Raw genomic sequence first — 23,799 nt, 5'->3', positions numbered from 1 at the left:
CTCCGCGGCAGTGATGCTTGCGTGACACTCGTTTCCCGTTCGAGAGACTTGCCTTTCCTGCCTTGAGGCTGGTGGGGGAGTGCGCTATCCCGGGGGTGGCGGGATGACCCGAACGTTCCACCGCTCCCGGGAACCCACTTTCGCTGGTAGCGGCATGCCGGACCTATTTGAGCGTCAGCGCGGCCACCAGAAGCGTTGCCGTGACGGCGGCAAGGGTGCCGAGGAGCGCCCATTGCCACCAGTGCATGCGCAGGCTCCCGCGTGGCCGGCGAACGGGAGCGGGCTTCCGCCGTCGAGAAGATGGGTGGCTCATCGGTTGCACGGTACGAGGCGTCGGTTCGTGCAGACTGTGTGGCAGCAGCTGGGTGGTTCCCGTTGCTAGCGGGGTGGGCTGCTACCTGATCCGGCATCCCACCCCGCGGTTCGATCAACGGGGCGAAGGGATACCGGCGTATGAGTGGTGGTGACGTGACGCCGGCATTGCCTGGCGTGTTCTGCCTGGTACTACCGGGCCCGCGTCGAGTGGGAGGGTTCCTGCAGCAGCGGGTCGAGCAGCTCATCCGAGACGCCATCGCCGATGGTGTCCTTCTGGAGGGTGATCAGTTGCCGCCGTACCGGGTCGCCGCGGTGACGTCCGGGTTGAGCATTCACACGAGCCGGTCGATCGTCATCGTCGCCGCCGCACTGCTGACACCGAGCGCCTCCGCGAGGTCTGCTGCGCGCGCGGGGAAGCCGCCGGCTTCTCGCGCGGCGAGGAACTGCACCGTCTGGAAATCATTTGCCTTCAGGCCCATCCGAGCGCGTGCACGGTTCTGGAGCATCGTCTCCGCGACGCGAAGCCGGTTCACTGATTCCAGTAGCAGCACCCCGGCCGGAACGTGCGCACCGTCCTCACCCATCAGGCCCTCCAACCCGCAGCTGCCGGCCGCCTAGCGGCGGCCCGTCCGCATGCCAGTGCGCCAGCCGAGGCCCGGACAGACGTCCGGGCTTCCCGCGCCCTGCAGGGAGCACGCGCCACGACGACGTATCCGGACTGCGCAAGAACCGTGACCGTGTGAGGTTTGCTCGGCGTAGGACATGAGGTGTGGGCGCCTGCCCGTGGTTCGGGTCAGGGGGCAGGCGCCCTCGCGCTACGACGTCCGCTGGTGCGCGTGACGATTCCAACCCGAGCAGCAGCTCGGACGGCCAGCGGCTAGGGTTCCGCGGCGCAGCCCCGTAAACGGCACCGAGCACCACCCGGGTTCGGCCAGGTAGTTTGTGAGGTGCGGGATGGCTGTTGTAAGCCATCGCCCGAGCGCCGCGGAACGGCCGAGTTTGTACGGTGGGGGCATGTCGGAGACGCCTGTTGTACCCGTGGCCGCGTTGCTCGATGCGGTCGAGCGATGCCGGTATGCGGCTGCGCGGCTTGAGCGCACTCGGGCGGCCGCAGGACACACGTCGATCACGGAGCGGGAGGCGCTCCGGTACCTCCGGGCTGCGTCGGCGCGGGATGAGCCGTGCACGCCGAAGCAGCTCGGCGAGCACCTCGGCATCACCACGCCGTCGATGACGAGCCTGCTAGACCGGTTGGAGGCGTCCGGATTTCTCACGCGAGTGCCAAACCCCACCGATCGACGCTCCAGCTACGTGCAGCTGACTCTGGCTACACCGGATCGAGACGACACCGACCCACTTGCCGCGCACATCGCCGCCCTCTGTGCCGCCATTCCCCTAGCGGACGCGGAGATCATTACCCGGTTCCTCAACGACCTCGCAGCCCTCCACCCCACCACAACCACCAGCACCGGAACAGTGAAGGAGACACAATGAGCAACATCACCCCACCCTCCGTCCCAAACGATGACGGTGCCCTCGAGGGGCCCGGCGTGGAAGTGCCCACCACCGACTCGGATGGCACGGTGAAGCCCGCTGGTCTCGGTGACGGCAGCACCATCCCGAACCACCCGGACGGGCTCGCCGCCGGTTACTCCGATACCGACTCGCACTTTAACCCCGAAGAAGACACCCCCACGCAGTAATCCGGTTCTGCTGGGTCCGCGATGGTGCGGACTGGTCACAGACCCACAACTGTCGGATAGTGGAAGGTCCGCCGGGCAGTTCGGGTCCGCACGACGCACCGGGGGTACCGCCGAGCTTCAAGAAATCGGCCGTTACCCCGCACCCCTGGAAATTGACCCCGCTCAGGTCCATGCAGACGGTGCGCTCCGCGGCATCGACGCCGCGGATCTCTCATCGTCGTCTCGGTTCGCGTTCTCCGCGGAGGAGAGTTGAGCGGTGTGCACCATCCCGGGGACGTGCGGGATGACCCGAACGGTCCGCACACCTCCGCAAGCACGAGCCGGGGGTGGGTGCAAACTGTGGAGCAGCAGCGGGGTGGTTCCCGTTGCGAGCGGGGCGGCTGCCACCTATCCGGTGGCCGCCCCGCGCCTCCAACGGGAGCGCGAACCTACTGGGAGCCGAACAGGTCGGGGCGTGCAGTGTGTTCGCGGGTGCGGTCGAGTGGGATCTCGAAGAGGTCAGTACGGCGGTAGTCCTCGGACCAGCCTCGGCGCATGCGTGATGCTGCGCGGTCGAAGGCTTCGATGATGTCGAATCCGGGCACGAGGAGCGACTGCACGCGGAGGCCGTCGTAGAGGGCGAGGAGCTGTTCCGTGGCGCGGGCGGGCTCCATCGTGTTCGGTTCTCGACCAGTACGGATGTCGTGCTCGAGGGCGGTGCGGATGGTCTGCCGGAACCGGAGGTACAGGGTGCGGTAGTAGTCCGCACCCTCGTTTGCTGGGTCGGAGCTTGCTGCAAGGGTTGATGCGAGCAGCCGCATCAGTGCGGGTTCTTCCGAGTACGCGACGATGAGCGCGTGCAGGTATGCGACCGCGCCGTACTGCTCGGCGATGGGCAGCAAGGGCCGAGACAGGGTGCTGGACCACCGGTCGACGGTGGCGGTCAGCAGGCTCTGCCGGGTCGGGAAGTGCTGTCGGAGTGCGTCGACGCTGATCCCTGCGGTGTCGGCGATCTGGTCCATGTCGGCCCGTTCCACGCCGACATCGTGCAGCACCATGATCGCGGCGCTGATGATCTGCAGACGCGGCTCGATCGCATCGCCGACGCCCTGGTCGGTCAATGGTGCGAGGGGGTGCTTCCGGAACCACTCCAGGAGTGCTTTCGCCCGCGATGTGTTGCCGCCGCCCGGGACGGGGTCCGGATGGTCGGTGAACAGGTCGAGAAATCCCGGGATGTCCTTGATGAGAGGGTCGGCGGATTGGAACGCCATCGACCATTCTGGGAATGCCCGCGCACTGATGTGATCGACGGCCACTTCACGGACGTTGATGTGGCGTGGGTCCTGCCGGATCCCGGCGAACCGCTCCCGGACGACGTCGTCGTCGCCTTCGATGATCCCGAGACAGTTGCTGCCCTGATGGGCCAGGATCCCGGTGATGCCCAGCTGCAGGTTCTTCTCCCGGGCGATCACGAGGATCTCCGCGAGCTCCTCGTCCGTGACCGGGCGAGCCATCGTGCTCACGTACACCAGTGACAACATCTGGGACCCCTGTTTCCTTCACGCGTGTCTTACTCGCCCAGACTGGGCCACGCTTCCCGGAAACAGCAACCCGCGACTGGTTGCTGCGTCAGATGGATCACGGACAGTACCGGTGCAGGAGCAGACAGTGGTCGGTGAAAATGCCGACATCGCGGTCGCATCAATCGGAGTTAGTGTCTCCGGCAACCCGGTTTGAGCATGCTCCTGGGTCAACAGGGCGCCTGTTGCTGCACGCAACGGCGTCCAGCCGGGATGGTGTCGCAGGGGCACCATCCCGGACCCCTGCGGGCTGTGCGCCGCTCACAGCGGGTCGGGAGTTGCATACCATCGAGCAGGGGGAAGCAGATGAGACGACGCATCGCGTGGGTGAGATGACGACCGCCACGCGCGCCCCACGCGAGGACGGTGACGACGAACTCGACAGCGCTGACTCCTACTGGATCGACGCGGTCCAGCGAGCGATGCGTCCTGCACCCGCCGTGCTCGACGAGTACACGATCGCGACCACGGCACGGTCTGCGCGAGGGATCTCCGGAGACCTGTCTGATGTCACTGTGGACAGCCAGCGCGGGTACGCCACGGTCACGGTGGGCGACGTCATGGGCAAAGGCCTCGCCTCAGGGGTGCTCGCTGCGAACCTCCTCGGCAGCCTTGAGGTGTTCCGCCAGGAACCACCCGGCGAAGCCGTCGACGCTGCGGAGACCGCGACCCGAGACCACTTCGAACGCGCATCCGCGTTCGCGACCTTGTTCCACGCCCGGCTGCGATTCCGGGATGGACGGATCGAGTTCGTCGACGCGGGCCACGGCCTCACCGCGCACGCCCACACAACCGGTGCCGTTGAACGGATCCCATCGGCGGACTTCCCGATCGGCCTGCAACCCGCCGGGATACCTCGCCTGCCCCGTATCCTCCATCTCGCCCCCGGGGAGCTGCTCCTGATCGTCACCGATGGCCTGTTCGAGCTCCCCGACGCGTCCATGCACACACTCACGCAACTCGCCATCGAACTGCGAACAGCGACGCACCTGCAGCTTGCGCTCACCGCCTTCCTCGAAGCCGCGGGCCCAGACCTCGACGACGACACCACCCTCACCGCGATCCGCCGCCACCCCTGACACAGTGTTGTGGCCATGCGGCGCGTGATGCCATCGCCTCGCTGAGAGATCGATCGGTGCAGGGCAGTGCGCGAACGGCAGGTGCCTGAAGAGGCGTCGGGCTCCAGTTCGACCGCGGAGTACCCGGACGACGTGCGACGCGGTCCCCGGACTGGGGGAAACCGGTCGTGATCCGAACGCCTACGGTGAACCCATCACCAGTAGAAAGATCGGTACGCCCCACATGCCCGGCACCCAACCAACAGCTATCGACCCGTTCACGGCCGCCTACCGGCAGCACGCGTCTGGGTTGCGCGGTTTCGTGGGAGCGATCATCATCGACCGTCACCTCGCTGAAGACGTCGTCCATGAAGCGTTCCTCGAGTGGTGGCAGCACCCGGCCCGGTACGACCCGACTCGCGCCACGCTCGAGTCATGGCTGCGCACAATCGCCCATCGACGAGCCATCGATCGGATCCGTAGCCGTGAAGCGTCCCGCCGCCGGGACTTTCGCCTCGGGATCCGCGATCACCACAGCACCGACCACAGCCTCGACCAGTTCGACGCTCACTTCTCACGGGCACGACTCCGTGGAGCGCTGGCAGAGCTGACCGAAAAGCAACGTGAGGCCGTCATCCTCCGCTACCTGGGTGAGCGCAGCACCGAGGAAGTTGCCCGCGACCTGCACACCACCGTCGGAACCGCGAAAACCCGAGTCCGAGACGGGTTGACCGCGCTCCGTCATCGGCTACAACCCCAATCGTCAACCACCTGACCACTCACGCGCCACGCCACCAGCACATCGACCGAAAGGCACCTCTCATGTCCAGCAACGCAGCAGCTCCGCGCACCGGCTTCGCCGCCACCCTCACCCAGAAGGGCGCCCTGCTGTTCGGCGTGGTCTTCCTGATCGTCGGCATCGCCGGCTTCATCCCCGGACTCACCATGGACATGGGGTCCATGTCGATGGCCGGTCACGGATCCATGGCCCTGCTCCTGGGCCTGTTCCAGGTATCCGTCTTGCACAACATCGTGCACTTGCTCTTCGGCATCGTCGGCGTTGCCGCAGCCCGTTCTGCCGGCGGCGCACGGCTCTACCTGCTGGTCGGCGGCATCATCTACGCGGTGCTGTTCATCTACGGCCTCTTCACCGCCAGCATGACCGGCGCGGCGAACTTCGTTCCGCTCAACAGCGCCGACAACGTGCTCCACGCCTTCCTCGCCGTCGCGATGATCATCCTCGGCATCGTCCTGCCCCGAGTCAGCGCACGCGAACGAGCTTGACTTACAAGCGATGATGTGAAGGGCACCGATCACACGATCGGTGCCCTTCACGGTCCCTGGCATGAGACACGGCGCATCTGCTCAACCCGTCTCGGTGAACGATCGGCTACTCAGTCGGACTGTCGGAATTGGTGAACTGTCGGATCCATCGTTCCGGTTCCTGGGTCGAGCTGCCGTCTGCCGATGCGCTCGAATCCGTGCTTCGCGTAGAAGCGCTGGGCGCGCAGATTGAACGAGAACACGAGCAGGTGCGCGTCGTCTCCGCCGATCGCGGCGTGGAGGAGATTCGACGCCAACCCTGTTCCGTGTGAGCCCTGATCGACGTACAGGGTCGACAATTCGAGTGCGGGAAGGCCGTCCCGTGCTTCGGATGTGTGCGTCGTGCTGGCGACGCCGAGGAGCCGGCCGTTGGCCGACTCGGCCACGAACACGTGCCGACTTCCGGCACGGACGCGGCGGTGGCGGTGGCAAGGGTCGGACAGGCTGAGATCGCACCCTCGACGTCTGGCGCTGGCTAGCGTGGTCGCATGAAGAAGGCAAAGTTCTCCAGGGGCCCGATGCTCAGGTTGCGCGCAGCGTCGGGGCGTCAGCGCTCCGCGAACGCGACCGCCTCGCTCCCCGTCCTCGTGTTCGCCGTGACCGACGGCACCTGCAGCGTGGACGCGACCCCGGTGCCGAGGTGGACGAGGGCGGTGCCGGGCTCGATGCGGCTGGAGATCGAGGACCGCGAGATCCGGACGCCGATGAGGTCGCCGGCAAGCGTGTCCTGCGGGGAGAGCAGGGCACCGCGACGGTTCTTCTTGGCGTCGACCTGCCAGCCGCCGAAGCCGGCTGCGAGGCCGGTGGTATTCCCGCCGAGCAGGAGCCCCTGCCGGTTATCCGCGGCGGCTCGCCCCCACTCGCGGAGCCACTTCGCGGCGGTGCAGTCGATGAGGAGCTCGCCGTCGTCGACGACGAGGACCGTCGGTCTCCCGGACGCCGTGAGGACGGGGGACAGGTCCTCCACGGTGACGTCGTCGCCGGAGAACACTGCGCGGACCCCGGGCAACCCGTCGAGGTCGCGGACCGCACCCTGGCGTGGCGCCAAAACCACGAGTTCCGTCCCGCCCGCGAGCAGCGACCGCGCCATCGACGCGAGCATCGTCGACCGCCCGGACCGCGACGGGCCCGCGACAATGAAGGTCCCGCCACCGGTCGACAGGTCGACGGTCTGCAGCTCCATGTCGTCGCCGCCGATCCCGGTCACCGCGACCATCGGCGACAGCGACGGCGCTGACTCGAGCGCGAGTGCCCCGTCGAGGTCCAAATCCTTCGGCAGGGCGTCGACGCGGAACGGTCGCGGAGACGGCGGCACGGCGGCACCGGCACGCAGTGACGTCGCGAGGTCTCGGACGGCGGCGGTCTGTCCCGCTCCGGACACGTCTGATCCGAGCGAGGCGAACTGCACCTCGATGCCGGAGTCCGCCCGGAAGCCGCGTCCCGCAGGGATCGTCGCCGGGAGCTTGCGGTGGTTGATGCCACCGAGCGAGTAGTCGAGCCGGTCGGTCAGGCGCAGCACGATCTTGTCGTCGGTGAGCGTCGACATCCGGGACGACAGGAGCGTCCGGTCGCCGGAAACGACGACGTGGATGCCGGCCGCGGCGCCGTCACGCAGCAACGCTTGCAGCGCGTCGGTGAGGGCACCGCCGTCGACCTCGCCGAGCGACGTCGTGAAGTTCTCCCACCGGTCGACGAGCACCAGCACGTGCGGCAGGCGTTCGCCCGGATCGGCGAGGAGCCGCTGCTCGGTGATGTCGGACGCGCTCGCGGCGGCGATGACGTCGTGTCGCCGGGCGGTCTCGCGCGTGAGTCGGTCGATGAGCCGGGTCGCGCGCTCGACCTGGGTGCGCTGCACCACCCCGCCGCAGTGCGGCAGCGTCTGCAGCGACGCCATGGCGCCGTTGCCGCAGTCGATCGCGTACAGATGCAGTTCGGTCGACGGGATGGACGCAGCGGCGGAGGCCGCGATGGTCCGCAGCGCGAGTGAACGGCCGGAGCCGGGTGCGCCGACGACGTAGAGGTGGCTGAAGCGATCGAGGTCGATCTCGGCGGCGCGCTGCTCCTGGGTGTCGGGGAGGTCCTCCGTGCCGTAGGGGAACCGGAGCACTCCGTCGATCGCGGCGCGGGTCCGTTCCGCGCCGACGGCTGCCGTACCGACGGCATCGAGCGGGAGCAGTTCGGGCAGCGGTGGGAGCCACGGACTGTGCAGGGGACCGATTGCGAGCCGGTCGCGCGCGTCAGCCATCGCGCCGACGAGGACCGACAGGTCGGTCGCAGCCGTCGCGCGGTCGCTCCGGACGGGGCGCGCGGGCGGTGCGGTCGCGAAGTCGCGCCAGTCGAGCACGCGGACGAACGGGAGGCTCGTGGCCGGGTCCTCGTCGCCGGCCCACTTCCCGCCCACGCGAGCGGACTGGAAGGGCACCACCGAGGAGTGCCCGAGGCGCGCGAATGCGCGCCCCGGCACACTCTTCGGGATGCGCGCTGCGTCCGCGATGTCGATGACGTCGGTGCTCTCACCCGAGTCGGTCATGCGGAGGGCGACGCGCAGGTTGGTGTTCGCGCGAATGTCCGGTCCGACCACGCCGCCGGGGCGTTGCGTCGCGAGGATGAGGTGCACGCCGAGCGACCGGCCGCGCTGCGCGATGCCGATCAGCCCGGCGACGAAGTCAGGCAGCTCGGTGACCATGGCCGCGAACTCGTCGATCACCAGGACGAGCCGCGGCATCGCCTCGCCGGCACCGCCGCGCTCCAGGTGCGCCTGGTGGTCCTCGATGTCCTTCGCCCCGGACGCCGCCAGGACGTGCTCGCGACGGGTGAGTTCGGCGCGGAGCGACCGGAGCGCGCGCTCGACGAGGTGCTGGTCGAGGTCGGTGACGAGCCCGACGGTGTGCGGCAGGTCGGACGCCACGCTGAAAGCAGCGCCACCCTTGTAGTCGACGAGCACGAAGGTCATCTGGTCCGGATGGTTCGCGAGCGCGAGCGACGCGACGAGGGTCTGCAGGAACTCGGACTTGCCCGAACCGGTCGTTCCTGCGACGAGACCGTGTGGGCCGTCCTTCACGAGGTCGAGCGCGAACGCCCCGTCGATCCCCACGCCCACAACCGCCGAGGTCGTCGCTGGGCCGCGCTGCCACCGCTCCGCGACGATCGCCCCGGACGGCTGCGGCAGGTCGACCACGTCGAGCAGCCGCGCAGCGTCGGGCACCAGGCCGTCCCCGTCCGAGCCGCTCGTGTCCCGCAGCGGGGACACGGCACGGGCGACGTCGTCGAACCAGTCGTCCTCGACGCGGTCGGCGAGCACGAGCTCCACGGGCGCGGAGAGCTGCCGCCGCAGGACCAGCTCGGTCTCGGTCCGGTGCGTGACGGTCGCGACGCATTCCTCGGGGAGCTGCCACTCCTCCTCGTCGATGCACACCAGTCGGATGCCGCACGCCGGCCCGTCGCGGAGCAGTCCCACGACGCCCGGCATCGCACGCAGCCGACGGGCGCCGTCGAGCACGACGACGATCTCCGGCAAGAAGCGCGCGCGCATCGAGCCGTTCTTGGTTCGCTCGGCCCGGCGCTCGGCGAGCACCTGGGTCAACTCGGCCAGTCGACGACCGATGGTCTCGCCGTCCGCGCCGATGAGGGCGAGAGCGTCCTGCCCGCCGGTCGGCCGCAGGTGCGGGAGCCAGAGCGTCCATGCCCACTGCGGAACGTGCTGCTGCGCGGTGAGCACGACGAACTGCACCTCGCGCGGACTCTGCGTCACGGCGAGCTGCCCGAGCACCCACCGGCCGAGTTCGCGCGGCGACGCTCCGGCCCCGGCGATGCCGAGCACGCCGACCTCGGCGAGCGGCACGGTTACTGGGACGCCCCTGGTGATCCGGTCCTCGTGCGCGAGGCCGTCGAGGTCGCGGTCGTCCTGCACGGTGACCGTCGAGGGCAGGTCACCGATGCCGATCCGGACGTGCAGGTGGTCGGCGTCCGAGGGGCGCCGCTCCCAGAGTCGACGCCCCGGGGTCGTCGCGACGACGCGCAGCGACCCGGCGTCGGACGATGACGACCTGCGCTCGTCCCGCTCGGCGAGCACCGCGGCGTCGATCGCACGCTCGAGCGCCGAGACCCGCTCCCGGTGCTCTGCGGTCTGCTTCCGGTGGCTCTTCTTGCCCGTCCGTCTGGCGGTGACGGTCTGCCCGATGACCATGATCGGCGTCATCGCGGCGAACAGCAGGTAGAACGGCGAGTGGAACACCGTCGCCATGACGATGCCGAACATCGCCGGGACGAACACCATGATCCACGGGATCGCGGACCGCTGCGGCGGCACGGGCGGCTTCGGGATCCGGAACTGCGTCGTCAGAAACGGGGGCAGTAACCGGGGAGGCCGGTTGAAGTCCAGCTGTCCCGAGTCCGGCGGCCGGAGCAGCATGCGATCCACGACCTCGACCGGGCGCACCGTGAGGACGGTCGAACCGAGGCGCACGAGCGCGTCGGGGACCCATGCCATCCACTCGTCGCCGATCTCGTCCTGCTCGATCGTGACCGAACCGGCTGAACCGATTACCGGCTCGTCCGTCGGTGCCTGCCGGACCGTCACGCTCCCGTCGAAGGCGATCCGGGCCTCCAGTCCGGGGTGATCCGCAGCGTCCGCGCCGACCGTCGGCGACCCGTCGTCAGCGGCTGCGATCCGGAACGTGCCCGGCGAGAGCCGACGCGTCCGGCCTGCGTCGACACCACCGACGACCAGCAGGTGGACGACCCCTCGCTCCGTCTCGGGGCGGTCCGTGCCGCCGACGTGCAGCACTGCACCGTCGACCAACCCGCTCCTGGCGAAGGGGACGTCGCCGTCGGGTGCGTCCTGCGGCATCGCTGCGCCGCCGGTGCGGCGAGCGAGCGCGTCGACGACACTGCGCATCGGGGTCTGGCCCGGTGCGTCGACGAGCACGTCGGAAGAATCGCCTGTGACGTCGTCGACGACGGTGACGACGACGCGCATCAGGCGTCCGGCTCCATCGGGAGCACTGTCGGATCGAGCTGCGTTGATGCCGCAAGGGGCATGGACAGGCCGACGTCCATCCACCGGACCGTCCCGAGGACGTCCGAGACGTGTGTGCCGTCGCGGCGGGCCTCGACCGTCCACCGGGCGAGCGGGTGCGGCGCGGCCGCGACACAGGCCCACCGGCCACCCGGCCGCTCGAGGAGCCGGGCGAGCTCGCGACCGTCCTCCCCGGACGGCACCTTCGCCACGACCAGGAGGCCCGGGGTTGCGTCCGCCGCGACGGCCGCGATCGCGTCGTGCACCGACACGGCCACACCGAACGCGGAGCCGGTACCCACGCTGAGCAAAGCGGTCCCCGTGGCCCACGGAGCGGTGCGAACCTGGTCGACCACGCGGCGGAGCACCGCGTCCCGTGCGGCCTGCTCACCCCGGAGCGCGACGATCCCGCGCACACGACGCAGGTCGACGAGGACGTTCTCGTCACCATCGGTGCCTAGGGAGACCACCGTGGCGAATTCGCTCGGGGCCGGCGCGGTGAGCGGCACGGCCTGCAGCGCCCACATCGGGGCCGACCACGAACGGCCGTCCGGGGTCGCGGCCCATGGCTGCGGCGGTGCGATAGTCGGGGAAGCGAGGTCGAGCCGCACGGTCGTGCCGACCAGGATGCGGACCGCGCCGGGGAAGACGACCCCGGCGGCTGCGCACGAGGCGTCCACCGCGCGGAGGACCCGGTCGATGCCCCACGGCGCGGCCGGGTCACGGCGGACCTGATCGGCCCACGCGAGCGCGTCGGTCGCCGTGCGCCGACGGACGGTGATGATCGTCGGGATCACGAAGGCCAGGGTCCCGAGGAACAGCACGACCGACATCGTCAGGAGCAGGTGCGACTCGGGGTGGGCGAAGGACCAGGTCACGCGGCTCCTCCGAGCTCGGCCAGACGGCGTTCGAGGGTGGTCGGTTCGGCTCCGGGGACGTCGGTCCACCGGAACGTGGTCATGATCGCGTCGAAGAGCGAGACGAGCGCATCGGTGAGCCGCTCGTCGGTGCCCGGGAGGCTGATCGCCGAGAAGGACATCACGACCCATCGGCCGGGCCGATGCGGGACCGGGATCGTGTACACGACCTGGCGGTCGTCCACGACGGGCAGGTCCTCGCCGATGCTGGGGAGCTCGGCGCCGGGGTCGGCGCGACGGACCACCGTCTCCGTGCGAGCGGCGATGCCGCCGTCCACCTCGCGGATGCCGGGGTCGTCCTGCTCCCGACGGTCGGGCAGGGCATCGGCGAGGATCTCCGCGATCACCTGCTCCGGGGCCTCGTCGGACTCGTCGTCCACCTCGGTCTCGATGACGGACACCGGGGGCGTGAAGCTGTCGACGGGCTGCACGGGCAGGTACACCGCCGTCGCGCCGTTGTCGCCGGCCTCGACCACGGTCGCGGTCAGGCGCTTCCGCATCTCCTGCCGCAGCGGTTCGGCACGGTCGCGGGGCAGGTCGTCCGGGAGCGCGTTGGCGATCACCTGCCGGACGATCTCACCGAGTTCTTCGCGATGGGGCACGTCTGCGGGGAGCCGAGCCCACCCCGGCGGGACGACCATGAAGAAGGACGCGGTCGGTTCGGTCATGCGGCCACCTCGTTCCGGATCGCAGCGAGCAGGTCGACGACCTCTGGTCCGAACACCGGGACGACGTCGAGGTCCCTGGTGCGCCAGAGGACGCGGGTGTCGACGGCGGGGCCGTCTCTACCGCCTTCCCGCCGGACCGCACACACCGTCGCCCAGATCGCGCCGTCGTCGTCGAGGTCGTACCGGGTGACGACCGGCCCCTCGCCCCCGACGTGCTCGGGGAGCTCGTCGACCGCGGGCTGCTCCACCGGGAGCCCACCATCGGCACCGGCGAGCTCGAGGAGCGCGCGGGTGCCGCGTGCGTCGTCTCCGTCGGTGACCCCGACCGAGACCACGACGGGGAGCGGCCACCGGTTCGGGACACCGAGACCCGCGACGAGCCGGTCGCCGCCGTAGAGCGAAGCGCGGAACTCGAGCAGGGTGTCGAGTGCCGTCTGCGGGTCGACCTCCCGCCCGTCGTCGAAGATCCGCTGCTCGCCCTCGGCCTCGCGGTCCACGTGCACGATCGCCTCGAACAACCGCAGCACCTCGGCACGCCACTCGGGGGTCGCGTCGGCGACGTCCGGGATGACGAGCCACTGCGGGGACTCGACGTCGATGCTCGACGTGACGGCGGGTGCTGCTGTGGTCATTGCGCTGCTCTCAGACGGCGATCGGGTGCTTGATCGCGTTCCAGTCGTCGGTCCACGGACGCTTCTTGTCCGCGCCGTCGCCGATCGGGTTGATGACGAGCCCGGCGATGGAGTAGTTCTTGCCCCACACGGCCATCCCGCCGTTGACGTAGGTGTGCCACTTCGGGGCGTTCCCGACCAGCGTGCCGAGCCCGTTGGCGCCGCCGAATTTGCCGAGGTCGTTCCGCAGTAGCTGGAAGTCGACGCCGCCGATCCGTTCCGCCCAGCTCGTGAAGCCCTGCCTGGTGAACCGGTCGGCACCGAACTGTTTCGAGATCGTGGCCCAGTCGTTCTTGATCGTCGTGCCGACCTTCGGGATGTTCCACCAGTTCGGGTTGTCCTTGAACTTGCCGGCGAAGTCGTCCAGCTTGTTCAACCCGTTCGTCCTGACCTCGTTGCCCAGCTGGTTGGCGTACCGCACCTTGGTTGCCGACCCAGCGCTCGTCCAGTCCTTGATGGCGGCGTCCCGGATCTTCGAGATCTTCCCGAGGTCGACCTTCGTGGCGTTCTGGATCGCAGTCTTGCCGGCGGTGACGCCCTTGCCGACCGCGACGGAGGTCGCCTTCGTGATCCCGGCACCGACCCCGAGCGTGACCACGCCGACGACCGCCATGACCAGGTCGAACACGTTCCCCTCACCGAGCGCGGTCAACCCGATCTGCGCGACGAGACTGACCCCGGCCGCGACGGCGCCCATGATGGCCAGCACACCGACGCCGGGGATCAGGATCGCCAGCGCAGCCAGGGCTATGCCGATGTACGTGAAGATCTTGACGATCAGCTTCAGCAGCTTCGAGAAGAACGCCTTGATCTTGTCGCCCAGGGTGTCGTGCAGGCCGTCGTCCCATGCCGCGCGGATCGTCGACGCCGCCGCCTTGCCCGCACCGTCGAGTGCCGACAACGCGTTCCGCAGCTTGGTCTTCGCCGCGTCCATTGCGTCGTTCGACCTGGTGGTCGCCGCGTGCTTCGCGTCGATCTGCCCCTGCTCGTCGTCGGTGAGCGGGGGAGCGTCGTCGGCGCGGTTCTCGGAGGGGTCCGGCATCGCCGACGCACTCGCACCCGACTGCTGTGCGGTCTCCGCTGCCTGCAGTGCCGCGGCCGACTCGCTGAGCCCGTCCTCGAGTGCCGGCAGGTACCCCGTCAGCGCATCCCGGATGGCGTCGTACCGGCCTGACATCTTCTGCAGGGACTCCGCGACCTCCTTGCTCTTCTTCCGGACGGCGTCAGCGGTCTCGCCCTTGAACTTGCTGTCGTCGCCGTCGCCGATGCTCTTCAGGACCGCCGCCTCGGAGGTGATCTCCGACGCCATGTCCCTGTAGTACGTGATGAGCTCCTGCATCACGCCGGTGTCCGCGATCACCGGGTCGGTGGACTCGCCGAGCAAACCCCAGTTGCCCTCGCGCACCGGCATCAGGCGTTCCCCGCGTCCGTCGTCTCGGTGGTGAGCTTCTCGCTGAGGTCGTGCTCAAGGTCCGTCCAGTTCTGAGTGACCTTCTGCATCTTGTCCCGCAAACCGGCGATGGCGCCCTTCATCTTGTTGCGGTGGATCTTCCAGTCGCCGGAGAAGTCGTTCATGGCCTTGTACACGTCGTGCTGGCCGTAGACCTGGTCGAGCGCGCGGTCGTCGGACTTCTGGTGCTCCAGCTCGTCCGAGATGTGCTGCAGCTTGGTGGTCGAGTCCTCGAGGACTTCCTTCGTGATGATGAGGTCTGCCATGACTGCTCCTGGTCGGTGAACGGGATCGGAACCGGATCGGCCCCGGTGCTCGTCGTCATGACGAGGACCGGGACCGATTCGCGGTCGCTACTTGATGGCGTTCGCGAGTTCCTGGTCGGTCTGCTGGAGCGCCTCGGACGCCTTGTTCAGGTACATCGACATGCCCTCGAGGCCCTCGATCGTCTTCGTCGCACCGTCGTTGAACTCCTGGTACGAGCTGCCGAAGGCAACCGACGACTGGTCCGTGACGTAGCCACCCGAGATGAGGGAGTCCACCAGCGACTTCAGCTCACGCAGCTTCGAGGTGATGTCCTGCTCACCGTTCACGAGTCGGGTCGCGGCGTCCTGCATCTCGCCGTAGGTCACGTTCAAGTTGGGCATTGCCTGCTCCTGTCGTTCGTCTGCACCCCCGATCGAGGGACAGATCAGAGGTTATTTCACGATGGAACCGGTTGCCGGGGTACGTTTCCCGACGTGTTGCGGAGTGCACTTCTTCACACGATTGTGCAGATTCCAGTACATCGCCGCCGGCACACGGTCGATGCCGAGCGGTATTCGTATGTCACCCGTTATGAAATTCTGGGCCATCCGGCGTGTCGGGACGCGCCGAGCGGATGTCCGGTCCCCCGAAAGGAGGACTCAGAAACCGTGCACCAACGCGCCGGACGCCTCCTTGTCGCCGGGGACCCGCTCCTGGTCCGAGCCCCACCCGGTCTGTTTGACGCCCTGGCTGTAGGTGAACGGGTTCGTCCAGCTGGCGACGACACGGCCGCCGGCGACGTACTTGTGCCACGCGGGGAGCGCGGCGATGTCCGCGCCGTAGTCGCGCTTCATGGTGACTTTCATCGCGTCCATCTCGATCTGCCGGTTGACGCTGAAGACCGCGCAAGAGCCCAACAGCGGTTGCGGTCATGGACGATCGGCATCGCCTGCCGTTATATCGAGGGCATCGGTGCGTGGTTGACCACAGTGCGGCACCGGTCACGTACCCGGTTGTCGCGGACCCGAAGATCACCGCGGGGATCACGGGCACGCCCTACAGCCCGGGCGCCTACATCAACCTGACCGGCGCGGAAATGAAGGCGATCGCCACGGCCGCGACCGCGATCGCCGGACTCAGCGCCGTCGCCATCTGCTCAGGAACGACCAAGCTCCCGTCACCAGTGGCAAAAGTCGCGGCGGTCCTGTGCACCGCCGCTGGAGGTGTGACGGTGAAGGCAGTCTTCAAGAGCATCGTCAAGATCTACTCGAACAAGAAGTACGCCAGCAACTCCTGCTACCAGACCAAGGTCGGCTCCGCGAAGCCCTTCGTGAAGACCGCCCGCAAGAACTGCAGCAGTTAGGGTCGATCCGATGTTGCTGAAGTTCATCGCGGTACCGATCGTCGTCCTCGGCCTGATCGGCTTCCTCACCGACACCAGTTGGTGGTTGCTCGCCATCCTTGGAGCTGCCTCGGCGCTTGCACTCATCGCGGGCGACGCCCTGATCGCTCGACACAAACGGCGGACGTCACCACGCCGATAGAGCAATGACGTAACAGAGCCCCAGCACCCAACGGTGCTGGGGCTCTCGCGTTGCGTCTCACGTCACAACCGTGTGAAGGATCGTGCCCAGAATCGGGCAGATCAGCGTGGACCACCACACACCCGGATCCCCAGATCTCCGCGGGCGCCGGATTCACTGCCGAGGCGTGCGGTAGCCGATCGGCTGTCGGACACGTCATCCGCCGGGAAATCGCCCCATCCACTTGTGCACGAGACTCCCTTCCCACCGCATCCCTGCCGACGACGGTCGGGGTCGCTAGGGTCATGGAAGGATCGACCCACACAGAATGGGACTGCTGCAGGTTTGGTTGACTCGTTCGATTAGGCCGGGAGTGCGACCTGTGGGTTGATGATCGTCTCGTACTCGATCGGGGTCAACTTCCCCAGACCACGTTGGCGCCGTTTCCGGTGGTAGGTCGCTTCGATCCAGGTGATGATCGCGAGCCGGAGCTCGTCCCGGGTCGCCCAGCGTCTCCGGTTGAGGACGTTCTTCTGCAGGAGCGCGAAGAATGATTCCATCGCAGCGTTGTCCGCGCACGCGCCGACCCGCCCCATCGATCCGAGCAGCCCGACGTCCGATAGCGCCCGGACGAACTTCTTCGATCGAACCTGGCTGCCCCGATCCGAATGGACCACCGTCCCTGACGGGTTCCGGCGGTGCACCGCCATCTGCAGAGCCGCGACGGCGAGCGAGGACCGCATCCGGTCACTGATCGAGTAGCCGACGATGCGCCGCGAGCACGCGTCCTTGATCGCGCAGAGGTAGAGCTTGCCCTCACCGGTCGGGTGCTCCGTGATGTCCGTCAGCCAGAGCTTGTCGAGGTCTGGTGCCGTGAACGCACGCCGGACCCGGTCGTCGTGCACCGGCGGCCCGGCCTTGCGATTCAGGCCGCGCTTCTTCGCATGCAGCGACCAGAGCCGCTGCTGCGAGCACAGCCGCCACACCCGCCGCTCTGATGCTCGGTGGCCGGCAGCATGAAGGTCATCGGCGATGAACCGGTATCCGAACGTCGGATCGTCGCGGTGCGCATCGATCGTTGCGTTGGTCAGGTGCGCGTCCGCCCAGTCGCGATCGGTCACCGGATCGACACGCCACCGATAGAAGGCCTGCTTCGAGAAGCCCAACACCCGGCAGGCCACCGCGACCGGGATCCGATCGTCGGCGAGTTCGAGGACCAGCGGGTAGATCATTTTGGGAGTTGCGACTGGGCGAAGTACGCGGCCGCCCGGCGGAGGATCTCGTTCTCCTGCTCGAGCAGCCGGATCCGTTTCTGCGCGTCTCGCAGCTCCGCTTGCTCGACAAATTTCGCCGACGGCGACGCTGCAACCCTGATGCCGTCGTCGCGGTCCGCGAGCCGCAACCAGCGGGCCAGGCAGGACTCGGACACGCCGAAGTCCTTCGCGACCTGCCGCACCGACGTCTCGCCCTTCCGGGCGACCGCGATCACGTCGCGGCGGAACTCTTCCGGATACGCCTTCACCATGGCGCACATCCTTCCAGCAGGAGCCAACGCCCCTACCCGTCAGGAGTCAACCAAACCTGCAGCAGTCCCGAGGTACTGATGCCTGCCGCAGATGTGCGAAGACGCGTAACGCGCGGCGGTCGGGCTGACATGGTGCGCCAGGTCATCAGCACGTACGGGGTGAGCACGCTCGCGGCCGCGATCCGCCTACACAGCCTGCAGCTGATCGAGACGGTGGACCTGGAACAGGTTCGGCAGGAGTCCGATGACGTCTGGCAGCGCGAACGCGACCAGCTCAGCGCCGCCGACGGCCACCCGCCGTACGCGACGCTGCGATACCGCGACCTCGGCCCGACCTATGTCGGCCGAGTGATGCGAGCCCTGCACCAGAACCGCGTTGACTACCTCGAGGCCAGCTACATGCTCGGCGCGAAGATCCCCACGGTCGAGAAGCTCGAGCAGGAGTACCAACGACGAGGTAGCCAGTGACCGACTACACACTCGACACGAACATCCTCATCCTGCTCAACCGGCACTACCCGCGCGACATTTTCCCCGGCCCCTGGACCGAACTCGAAGCGCTCATCGACGCCCGGCACGCCTGCATCTGCCGGGAAGTCCTCGACGAACTCGCCCGCGGCGGCGACCAGCTGCACAGCTGGGCGAAGAACGAGACCGGTTTCGTCTGCGAGATCACCGCCGAGGAAATCCCGATCGTCGACGCGATCAGCATCGCGCACCCCGGCTGGGTGCAAGGCACCGCCAATGCCGCGGATCCATGGCTGATCGCACACGCAGCGGCCAGTGGCCGAACGATCGTCACAGAGGAACGCCGCGCTGGCGACAACGTGCAAGACCAAAACCAAAAGATCCCCACCGTCGCCACCGAACAACAGGTCGACACGATCAACTTCTTCGCGCTTGCACGCGCCGAAGGATGGCAGTTCTCCTCCAACGTGTGATCATCCTTGGACCGAATGTGGTCCCGGTTGAGGATCCGCTAACGGGCGCGCGAGGGGGTTCAGGATGCGGCTACGCCGGGCGATCAGCGGTGGGTTCCGAGTTGCGCGATGGTCCGATGATGATGCGACCGACCGTCTTTGGTGGCGCTGCTACGGTCTTCTTGTGCGGATAGCAGCCATTTCCGACGTCCACGGGAACGTCTTCGCCCTCGAAGCAGTGCTCGACGAAATTAGTTCCTTGCAGATCGATCTCATCGTGAACCTCGGCGATCTCCTCTCTGGTGGTGTCCGACCCGCGGAGACTGCCGATCTGCTCATGCGGACCCCTGCGGTCACCGTCCGCGGCAACCATGAACGGCAACTCCTCGAGCTCCCGCGAGACCAGATGAGCCGGTCCGACTCGCTCGCTTCGGACGAAATCACCGCGACGCACCGACAGTGGATCGCGTCACTTCCCGCGCGCGTGGTGCCCGTTCCGGGCGTTCTCGCGTTCCACGGGGCACCCGATGACGACCTGGTGTACCTGCTCGAAACCGTCACTCCCGACGGGGTCCGTGCCGCCACGATGGACGAGGTCGTCGCGCGACTCGGCGGGCTTCCGGACGAACGGCTGCTCCTGTGCGGCCACACACATCTGCAGCGGCAGCTGCGGCTCAGCAACGGTGCGCTCGTCGTGAACCCTGGAAGTGTGGGCTGGCCGGCGTACGACGACGATCGGCCCCACCCGCATGTGATCGAAGCGGGCTCACCAGAGGCGCGTTTCGCGGTTATCGAGGATGTGGCCGGCTCTTGGGAAGCCACCTTTTACAGCGTCGCTTACCCGATCGAGACGGCCGCGGAGGTCGCGCGCGCGAACGAGCGTCCAGATGTCGAGTACGCGCTACGCACGGGCCGCATGCCCAGCAGCGGCAAGTAGCGAACCGTTGCCGGAATACTCAAACGGGGGGCGTTGACATCGTCGTGCCATCCGACCGCTTCGCGGCTGCGCGGTTCAGCCCTATGCGATTCGAGAACAGTCACCGGCCAAACCCGCACGTGGCTGAGGCGGTACTCGACGCTGCGCGACTGGCACCCTCTGCCGGAAACTCGCAGCCGTGGGGTTTCATCGTTGGCCTTCGCGGAGACACCACACACTCGCGGTTCTCACGCCGCCTCGCGCGGAGTTCGGCCCAGTGGGCGCCGGACGCGGACTTCTTGTCGCGAACCTCACCCAAGTGCGCATCATCGACAGCGACATGGAGTACTCCGAGTTCGCACGGTACGACCTCGGGCAGGCAGTAGCGCACATGACCTTCGAAGCGCATCGTCGCGGGCTGTCCGCCCACCAGTTCAGAGCATTCGACAGGGAGGCACTCAGCCACGAGTTCTCCCTCCCAGGGCACCTCGAGCTGACGAGCATGACAGCATTCGGCGTCCCGGCGCACGCAATTGGTGAGGTCGTGGGACCCGGTACGAATCGTCAACGGCTCTCACACGATGAGATCCTTTGGAGCCAAACCGATGGATGAACGACCACGGCACGCTGCTCGCTGAACCCAGCGTCGCCCCCCCGATCCGCATCGCAGTCACTCACTCACTCAGCGATCCTGATCCGAACGCGCGATGAGGCAGCTCGGGGACTGCAGCAGTCCCATGGCTGCTCCGGGCCGGTGTCCATTGCGGGTCGGAACGGTTGCGCCTTCAGTCAAGATTCGCATCATTTGTAGAACTGGGCGACGCCGCCGTGGTGTGAGCACGCGCCTTGGTGGTGCGCAGCGTACGAGAGAGAACCGTCAACACAGAGAGCGGTGGCGCCGCCCCCGTCGGGCACGGCCGGTGCCGGTGCAGGCGCCGGCGCCGGGGCTGGTGCGACGTATGTGCCGACGCTTGTGACCTGCGCCACTGGTGGTGTGGTGACTTCCTGGCGAACCTGTTGGCGTCTGGTCTCTTTGCCGTCGGTGATCGTGACGCGGTACGTCGTGGTCTGGACGCCGCGGACGCCTTTGGTCGTCACGGTGGTCGTGCCCTGCGCGAGAGTGTCGTTTTCGACGGTCGTGGACTCGAACGGGATTCTGGCGGTCTCGGTGACGAGCTTCGTCGTTACCGTCGGTGTCGGTGTCGGTGTCGGTGTCGGTGTCGGTGTCGGTGTCGGTGTCGGTGTCGGTGTCGCCGCCGCCGCGTGTGGTGTCTTGGTGGGGGCGGGGGAGGCGGCCATCGCCGCCGGCTGATCGGCTGCGGGACTCGACGGGTGCGCGGCGCCGAAGGCTGATCCAGAGCCGAGGAGTACAACGAAAGCGAGCCCTGCCCCGAGCGCCGCTGCGGAGCGTTTCCGGGGGAGCCTGAGCCAGGTGGTGCGCCGGAACAGCAGACCGTAGACGGCAGTGATCAGGACTACGAGGGCGGTCATCAGGAGCATCGACCACACACCGCCCGAAGCGAGAGCGATCAGCGCCAGCACCAAGGTGACGACGATCCCGACCCACGTCGCGGTGGGGAGCTTCCTGCGGTTGGTGCCGATCGGGCGGTGGCTGCTCGGGCGGTGTGAAGGCATTGCGGCTCCCTGGTGATGAGGACCGCACAAGTCTGCGGGGCTGCTCAGCTCAACGCTTTCCCCCAGATCGGGGGTGCGTTGTGCGCCAACGACATCGGCGGAAGACCGCGCCGAAGGACGCCGCCCGGTTCCTCGCGGTCGCGCTGACCCGCCACGCCGCCACCCGGTACGCGTCCGGCATGGTGTCCGCCCGCGGGCTGCTCGGCATCGAGACCACCGGGTGGGAGGGCGACACGCTCTCCCAGTGGGTCGAGGAACACCCCACGAAGGGGCTGCACCTGTCCCTCGCGGTGGTGTTCTCCGGGTTCGAGAACATCGCGAACCGTGAGTGGTGGCGCACCCCGGACGCGGAGTCCCGCGGCTACCTGAACTAGTTGGCCGCGTGGGGGTACCCGCTCAGCCACGTCGAGCAGTTGGCCGCAGGCATCCAGCCCGACCCCGACCAGGCGGACGGCGAGGACGCGGCAGCCGAGTAGGTGACACGGCATGAGGGTCGCAGCCAGCGGCCCTCACGCCCACGCGGCACCGGTTCGTGTCCCATCCGACACCGAAAATGTCCCACGGACTCTCCCGACGTCCGTGGGCTGCGCGTCGGCTTCGCCACCGCATGAGGGGCGTGCCCCTCATCGCTCCCCAGCGCTGCTCGACGGACCTCGCACCGTGACGACACCGCAGAGCGGCGCCGCATCAATCCCGCTCAGACGCCCGCAGGATCCGCCGCCGGCGACGTTGACGAGCGATCCTGGGTGGCCCATGCGATCTGGTGGTCGTCGCAGAACCGTCCCGGCGGTTCCTCGCCCGTGTCGAGGTCCAGTAGCTCCCACGCTTCCGGACCGGCCTGAGCGGTGCAGCCGGCGACGTCGCACGGCTCGAGTACAGCGAACTGCACCCAGAACGCGTTCGACACGACAATCGCGGTCGGCGCGGTCGTCGCTGCCGCATATGGGTCTGCGGCCGCGGACGGCAGGGGCTTGGGTACCAGCTCGAGCAGCGCGTCTGCTGGCTGAATCCGGGTTCGGCTCTGTTTCCTACGGCCGCCGCGACGAGATCCCATACCGGCGATGCTGCCAGCGGCACCATCGACGCTGCTGTACGACATGCCGTCGTTGGGAGGTGAAACCGGGGCGGGAGTACGCACGATCACTCAGAAAGAGTTCCCGCCCCGGCGCCGGCCCCAGGGGAGGGAAACCGGCACCAGCAACCATGCCCGACCGACTCGCTTCACGTCCACTGCTTCTGGCCAAGCTCCCACCGCCACCAGCATGGACTGTGCGGTAGCTGCCTGCAGCGATCAGTTCTGTGTCGGCCCCGACGAGGGGAAGGCGGCCGCGGGATCTCCGCCGCGTGCCGCGACGTCATACCGTGCCCACGACTCCACCTGCAGCGGAGACGGGGTCGCGCCGCCGTGGACGGTGGCCGCGATCTCGTTCGCGTACATGTCACGCATCTCTTCAGCATGCTTCCGCAACAACACCATCGACTCCCCTCAGGCCGGAGCACGCATCGACGATGCGCCCCCATAGCAGCGCTCCACCGCATCGTCGATGCGCTCGCATGATTGTGCCTCACTTCGTGCGATGTTGCACAAAGTCGTGGATCCGAACATGCCGAAGTGCTCGCCGCTGAGCGCACGGATCAGCAGGTTGATGACGAGCGCCAGGCCGGCGAGGACGCCGAGGAAGTCGAGCAAGGGCCCGACCGAGTCGAAGAACCGGCCGATCGCTCGGAACGGGCGCCGGCGTTGCCGCGGGGCGGGGTGTCCGGCGTGCTCGCTCATGGGACGAGTATCCCAAGGCTTCCGGCCAGAGGCCGGGAGTCGCTGCGCTCCGGGTGGAACCGGCTCCGCCGGCACTGTGGGCCCTTCGGGCAGTTGGTTTGCCTGGAAGCCTTCGGCAGCGTACGGACGTCCAGGTTCCGCGCAAGCGGCAAGCGGCAAGCGGCAAGCGGCAAGCCGCAAGCCGCCGGATCCTCCGAGATTTCCGGCACGCGCTTCGCTTATTTCGCGCCGAAATTCTCTCCCCTCCGCCCTTCGGGTTGCACTGCACCCTCCCGTCCTAGCGGCGACAAGTCGCCTTCCAGGCAAAACAACGAGAGGGAGAGAGGAAACCCAATGCAGCACATTAACACCGTCACCACCATCGTCCCGGTCGTGGACGAGGACGACATTCCGCGCCAGTTGGCGAAGATCGCCGAACGAGACGAAGACCTCCGGGTCCGCGCCCGTCAGGGGTACCAGCTGACCCACACCGCCACGGTCGCAGGTCCGCACTTCACCACGTTCGTCGACACCTTCACCCACGACAGCGGCCGGGAGTGAGCAAAGCGGCCGGGACCAACACGAATTTGGTCCCGG

At 67.9% G+C, this 23,799-nt stretch carries 28 protein-coding genes; 13 read left to right on the top strand and 15 right to left on the bottom strand.

Annotated elements, in window-relative coordinates:
- Nucleotides 1–647 precede the first annotated feature (647 nt).
- Nucleotides 648–899, bottom strand: coding sequence for a hypothetical protein (locus tag EDF31_RS18395; protein ID WP_131847359.1), 252 nt, complete (start codon nucleotides 897–899; stop codon nucleotides 648–650).
- Between the two features lie 430 nt (nucleotides 900–1,329).
- On the opposite strand from EDF31_RS18395, the gene EDF31_RS18390 reads away from it, so the two are divergent.
- A complete protein-coding gene (locus EDF31_RS18390; protein WP_133938547.1) occupies nucleotides 1,330–1,809 on the top strand; it encodes a MarR family transcriptional regulator in 480 nt (159 codons plus the stop codon).
- Nucleotides 1,806–2,018: a hypothetical protein gene (locus EDF31_RS18385; protein ID WP_131847355.1), complete on the top strand. Its 213-nt coding sequence runs from the start codon at nucleotides 1,806–1,808 to the stop codon at nucleotides 2,016–2,018. The genes EDF31_RS18390 and EDF31_RS18385 overlap by 4 nt, the downstream gene beginning before the upstream one ends.
- 428 nt (nucleotides 2,019–2,446) lie before the next feature.
- Here EDF31_RS18385 and EDF31_RS18380 read toward each other — a convergent pair whose 3' ends face one another.
- Nucleotides 2,447–3,538: a BLUF domain-containing protein gene (locus EDF31_RS18380; RefSeq protein ID WP_131847353.1), complete on the bottom strand. Its 1,092-nt coding sequence runs from the start codon at nucleotides 3,536–3,538 to the stop codon at nucleotides 2,447–2,449.
- A gap of 554 nt (nucleotides 3,539–4,092) precedes the next feature.
- Here EDF31_RS18380 and EDF31_RS18375 point away from each other — a divergent pair.
- The 3 genes from EDF31_RS18375 to EDF31_RS18365 all read left to right on the top strand — a co-directional run bounded on the left by EDF31_RS18375 (nucleotide 4,093) and on the right by EDF31_RS18365 (nucleotide 5,919).
- Complete coding sequence (locus tag EDF31_RS18375) at nucleotides 4,093–4,656, top strand: PP2C family protein-serine/threonine phosphatase (RefSeq protein WP_207902145.1); 564 nt, start codon at nucleotides 4,093–4,095, stop codon at nucleotides 4,654–4,656.
- 223 nt (nucleotides 4,657–4,879) lie between these two features.
- Nucleotides 4,880–5,410: a sigma-70 family RNA polymerase sigma factor gene (locus tag EDF31_RS18370; protein ID WP_131847349.1), complete on the top strand. Its 531-nt coding sequence runs from the start codon at nucleotides 4,880–4,882 to the stop codon at nucleotides 5,408–5,410.
- 47 nt (nucleotides 5,411–5,457) lie between these two features.
- Complete coding sequence (locus tag EDF31_RS18365) at nucleotides 5,458–5,919, top strand: DUF4383 domain-containing protein (RefSeq protein WP_131847347.1); 462 nt, start codon at nucleotides 5,458–5,460, stop codon at nucleotides 5,917–5,919.
- A gap of 110 nt (nucleotides 5,920–6,029) precedes the next feature.
- Here EDF31_RS18365 and EDF31_RS20100 read toward each other — a convergent pair whose 3' ends face one another.
- The 9 genes from EDF31_RS20100 to EDF31_RS18320 form a co-directional block, all read right to left on the bottom strand.
- Entirely contained in the window at nucleotides 6,030–6,401 is a 372-nt protein-coding gene (locus EDF31_RS20100) for a GNAT family N-acetyltransferase (RefSeq protein WP_279387374.1), read from the bottom strand.
- A 104-nt stretch (nucleotides 6,402–6,505) separates the two neighbouring features.
- Nucleotides 6,506–10,936 carry an FtsK/SpoIIIE domain-containing protein gene (locus EDF31_RS18355; protein ID WP_131847343.1) on the bottom strand — a complete coding sequence of 1,477 codons (4,431 nt, stop codon included), beginning with the start codon at nucleotides 10,934–10,936 and terminating at the stop codon, nucleotides 6,506–6,508.
- Nucleotides 10,936–11,853 carry a hypothetical protein gene (locus tag EDF31_RS18350; protein WP_131847341.1) on the bottom strand — a complete coding sequence of 306 codons (918 nt, stop codon included), beginning with the start codon at nucleotides 11,851–11,853 and terminating at the stop codon, nucleotides 10,936–10,938. The genes EDF31_RS18355 and EDF31_RS18350 overlap by 1 nt, the downstream gene beginning before the upstream one ends.
- Nucleotides 11,850–12,560, bottom strand: a complete 711-nt coding sequence (locus EDF31_RS18345; protein WP_131847338.1) for a hypothetical protein — start codon at nucleotides 12,558–12,560, stop codon at nucleotides 11,850–11,852. The genes EDF31_RS18350 and EDF31_RS18345 overlap by 4 nt, the downstream gene beginning before the upstream one ends.
- Nucleotides 12,557–13,192, bottom strand: a complete 636-nt coding sequence (locus EDF31_RS18340) for a hypothetical protein (protein ID WP_131847336.1) — start codon at nucleotides 13,190–13,192, stop codon at nucleotides 12,557–12,559. The genes EDF31_RS18345 and EDF31_RS18340 overlap by 4 nt, the downstream gene beginning before the upstream one ends.
- Before the next feature lie 10 nt (nucleotides 13,193–13,202).
- Complete coding sequence (locus EDF31_RS18335) at nucleotides 13,203–14,642, bottom strand: hypothetical protein (protein WP_131847334.1); 1,440 nt, start codon at nucleotides 14,640–14,642, stop codon at nucleotides 13,203–13,205.
- Entirely contained in the window at nucleotides 14,642–14,947 is a 306-nt protein-coding gene (locus tag EDF31_RS18330; protein ID WP_027467100.1) for a hypothetical protein, read from the bottom strand. Before EDF31_RS18330 ends, EDF31_RS18335 begins: the two co-directional genes overlap by 1 nt.
- A gap of 87 nt (nucleotides 14,948–15,034) precedes the next feature.
- Entirely contained in the window at nucleotides 15,035–15,328 is a 294-nt protein-coding gene (locus tag EDF31_RS18325) for a WXG100 family type VII secretion target (protein WP_027467101.1), read from the bottom strand.
- A 258-nt stretch (nucleotides 15,329–15,586) separates the two neighbouring features.
- Nucleotides 15,587–15,793: a hypothetical protein gene (locus tag EDF31_RS18320; RefSeq protein WP_131847332.1), complete on the bottom strand. Its 207-nt coding sequence runs from the start codon at nucleotides 15,791–15,793 to the stop codon at nucleotides 15,587–15,589.
- A gap of 110 nt (nucleotides 15,794–15,903) precedes the next feature.
- On the opposite strand from EDF31_RS18320, the gene EDF31_RS18315 reads away from it, so the two are divergent.
- Together EDF31_RS18315 and EDF31_RS20095 are read left to right on the top strand one after the other, a co-directional pair.
- Nucleotides 15,904–16,290 carry a hypothetical protein gene (locus EDF31_RS18315; protein ID WP_131847330.1) on the top strand — a complete coding sequence of 129 codons (387 nt, stop codon included), beginning with the start codon at nucleotides 15,904–15,906 and terminating at the stop codon, nucleotides 16,288–16,290.
- Between the two features lie 10 nt (nucleotides 16,291–16,300).
- Nucleotides 16,301–16,471 (top strand): hypothetical protein, encoded by a 171-nt coding sequence (locus EDF31_RS20095; protein ID WP_165901488.1) that lies wholly within the window; start codon nucleotides 16,301–16,303, stop codon nucleotides 16,469–16,471.
- A gap of 341 nt (nucleotides 16,472–16,812) precedes the next feature.
- On the opposite strand, the gene EDF31_RS18310 is transcribed toward EDF31_RS20095, so the two are convergent.
- A protein-coding gene (locus EDF31_RS18310; RefSeq protein WP_131847328.1) for an IS3 family transposase occupies nucleotides 16,813–17,975 on the bottom strand; the annotation gives its coding sequence in 2 pieces (ribosomal slippage) (nucleotides 16,813–17,693 and nucleotides 17,693–17,975; 1,164 coding nt in all).
- A 129-nt stretch (nucleotides 17,976–18,104) separates the two neighbouring features.
- On the opposite strand from EDF31_RS18310, the gene EDF31_RS18305 reads away from it, so the two are divergent.
- The 4 genes from EDF31_RS18305 to EDF31_RS20420 all read left to right on the top strand — a co-directional run bounded on the left by EDF31_RS18305 (nucleotide 18,105) and on the right by EDF31_RS20420 (nucleotide 20,424).
- Nucleotides 18,105–18,443, top strand: a complete 339-nt coding sequence (locus EDF31_RS18305) for a hypothetical protein (protein ID WP_131847326.1) — start codon at nucleotides 18,105–18,107, stop codon at nucleotides 18,441–18,443.
- Nucleotides 18,440–18,916 carry a DUF4411 family protein gene (locus EDF31_RS18300; RefSeq protein WP_131847324.1) on the top strand — a complete coding sequence of 159 codons (477 nt, stop codon included), beginning with the start codon at nucleotides 18,440–18,442 and terminating at the stop codon, nucleotides 18,914–18,916. The genes EDF31_RS18305 and EDF31_RS18300 overlap by 4 nt, the downstream gene beginning before the upstream one ends.
- 163 nt (nucleotides 18,917–19,079) lie before the next feature.
- A complete protein-coding gene (locus EDF31_RS18295; protein WP_131847322.1) occupies nucleotides 19,080–19,832 on the top strand; it encodes a metallophosphoesterase family protein in 753 nt (250 codons plus the stop codon).
- Between the two features lie 298 nt (nucleotides 19,833–20,130).
- Nucleotides 20,131–20,424 carry a hypothetical protein gene (locus EDF31_RS20420; RefSeq protein ID WP_243650144.1) on the top strand — a complete coding sequence of 98 codons (294 nt, stop codon included), beginning with the start codon at nucleotides 20,131–20,133 and terminating at the stop codon, nucleotides 20,422–20,424.
- A 188-nt stretch (nucleotides 20,425–20,612) separates the two neighbouring features.
- Here EDF31_RS20420 and EDF31_RS20205 read toward each other — a convergent pair whose 3' ends face one another.
- Nucleotides 20,613–21,446, bottom strand: coding sequence for a G5 domain-containing protein (locus EDF31_RS20205; protein WP_243650143.1), 834 nt, complete (start codon nucleotides 21,444–21,446; stop codon nucleotides 20,613–20,615).
- A gap of 80 nt (nucleotides 21,447–21,526) precedes the next feature.
- Between EDF31_RS20205 and EDF31_RS18280 the strand changes: the two genes are divergently transcribed.
- On the top strand, nucleotides 21,527–21,820 hold the full coding sequence (locus tag EDF31_RS18280) for a hypothetical protein (protein WP_131847320.1): 294 nt from the start codon (nucleotides 21,527–21,529) through the stop codon (nucleotides 21,818–21,820).
- Between the two features lie 323 nt (nucleotides 21,821–22,143).
- Here the strand turns inward: EDF31_RS18280 and EDF31_RS18275 are convergent, their stop codons facing one another.
- Together EDF31_RS18275 and EDF31_RS18270 are read right to left on the bottom strand one after the other, a co-directional pair.
- Complete coding sequence (locus tag EDF31_RS18275; RefSeq protein WP_131847318.1) at nucleotides 22,144–22,545, bottom strand: hypothetical protein; 402 nt, start codon at nucleotides 22,543–22,545, stop codon at nucleotides 22,144–22,146.
- A 387-nt stretch (nucleotides 22,546–22,932) separates the two neighbouring features.
- The gene (locus EDF31_RS18270) at nucleotides 22,933–23,223 is read right to left on the bottom strand and encodes a hypothetical protein (protein ID WP_131847316.1); all 291 of its coding nucleotides are present in this window, start codon (nucleotides 23,221–23,223) and stop codon (nucleotides 22,933–22,935) included.
- Nucleotides 23,224–23,556: 333 nt separating this feature from the next.
- Between EDF31_RS18270 and EDF31_RS18265 the strand changes: the two genes are divergently transcribed.
- On the top strand, nucleotides 23,557–23,763 hold the full coding sequence (locus tag EDF31_RS18265; RefSeq protein WP_131847314.1) for a hypothetical protein: 207 nt from the start codon (nucleotides 23,557–23,559) through the stop codon (nucleotides 23,761–23,763).
- Nucleotides 23,764–23,799 lie beyond the last annotated feature (36 nt).

It is taken from the genome of Curtobacterium sp. PhB142, assembly GCF_004341255.1.
Taxonomy (GTDB): Bacteria; Actinomycetota; Actinomycetes; order Actinomycetales; family Microbacteriaceae; genus Curtobacterium.
Note: the sequence above shows the minus strand (reverse complement) of the source record. Positions and strands in the feature narration are given on the sequence as shown.

Excerpts from the sequence above, each read along its gene's own strand:
- EDF31_RS18395 (WP_131847359.1), bottom strand. The coding sequence starts at position 899 with ATGGGTGAGGACGGTGCGCACGTTCCGGCCGGGGTGCTGCTACTGGAA.
- EDF31_RS18385 (WP_131847355.1), top strand. The coding sequence starts at position 1,806 with ATGAGCAACATCACCCCACCCTCCGTCCCAAACGATGACGGTGCCCTC.
- EDF31_RS18345 (WP_131847338.1), bottom strand. The coding sequence starts at position 12,560 with ATGACCGAACCGACCGCGTCCTTCTTCATGGTCGTCCCGCCGGGGTGG.
- EDF31_RS18335 (WP_131847334.1), bottom strand. The coding sequence starts at position 14,642 with ATGCCGGTGCGCGAGGGCAACTGGGGTTTGCTCGGCGAGTCCACCGAC.
- EDF31_RS18270 (WP_131847316.1), bottom strand. The coding sequence starts at position 23,223 with ATGAGCGAGCACGCCGGACACCCCGCCCCGCGGCAACGCCGGCGCCCG.
- EDF31_RS18370 (WP_131847349.1), top strand. The coding sequence starts at position 4,880 with ATGCCCGGCACCCAACCAACAGCTATCGACCCGTTCACGGCCGCCTAC.
- EDF31_RS20205 (WP_243650143.1), bottom strand. The coding sequence starts at position 21,446 with ATGCCTTCACACCGCCCGAGCAGCCACCGCCCGATCGGCACCAACCGC.
- EDF31_RS18305 (WP_131847326.1), top strand. The coding sequence starts at position 18,105 with ATGGTGCGCCAGGTCATCAGCACGTACGGGGTGAGCACGCTCGCGGCC.
- EDF31_RS18325 (WP_027467101.1), bottom strand. The coding sequence starts at position 15,328 with ATGCCCAACTTGAACGTGACCTACGGCGAGATGCAGGACGCCGCGACC.
- EDF31_RS18340 (WP_131847336.1), bottom strand. The coding sequence starts at position 13,192 with ATGACCACAGCAGCACCCGCCGTCACGTCGAGCATCGACGTCGAGTCC.
- EDF31_RS20095 (WP_165901488.1), top strand. The coding sequence starts at position 16,301 with ATGTTGCTGAAGTTCATCGCGGTACCGATCGTCGTCCTCGGCCTGATC.
- EDF31_RS18390 (WP_133938547.1), top strand. The coding sequence starts at position 1,330 with ATGTCGGAGACGCCTGTTGTACCCGTGGCCGCGTTGCTCGATGCGGTC.
- EDF31_RS18380 (WP_131847353.1), bottom strand. The coding sequence starts at position 3,538 with ATGTTGTCACTGGTGTACGTGAGCACGATGGCTCGCCCGGTCACGGAC.
- EDF31_RS18365 (WP_131847347.1), top strand. The coding sequence starts at position 5,458 with ATGTCCAGCAACGCAGCAGCTCCGCGCACCGGCTTCGCCGCCACCCTC.
- EDF31_RS18265 (WP_131847314.1), top strand. The coding sequence starts at position 23,557 with ATGCAGCACATTAACACCGTCACCACCATCGTCCCGGTCGTGGACGAG.
- EDF31_RS18275 (WP_131847318.1), bottom strand. The coding sequence starts at position 22,545 with ATGTCGTACAGCAGCGTCGATGGTGCCGCTGGCAGCATCGCCGGTATG.
- EDF31_RS18355 (WP_131847343.1), bottom strand. The coding sequence starts at position 10,936 with ATGCGCGTCGTCGTCACCGTCGTCGACGACGTCACAGGCGATTCTTCC.
- EDF31_RS18330 (WP_027467100.1), bottom strand. The coding sequence starts at position 14,947 with ATGGCAGACCTCATCATCACGAAGGAAGTCCTCGAGGACTCGACCACC.
- EDF31_RS18320 (WP_131847332.1), bottom strand. The coding sequence starts at position 15,793 with ATGAAAGTCACCATGAAGCGCGACTACGGCGCGGACATCGCCGCGCTC.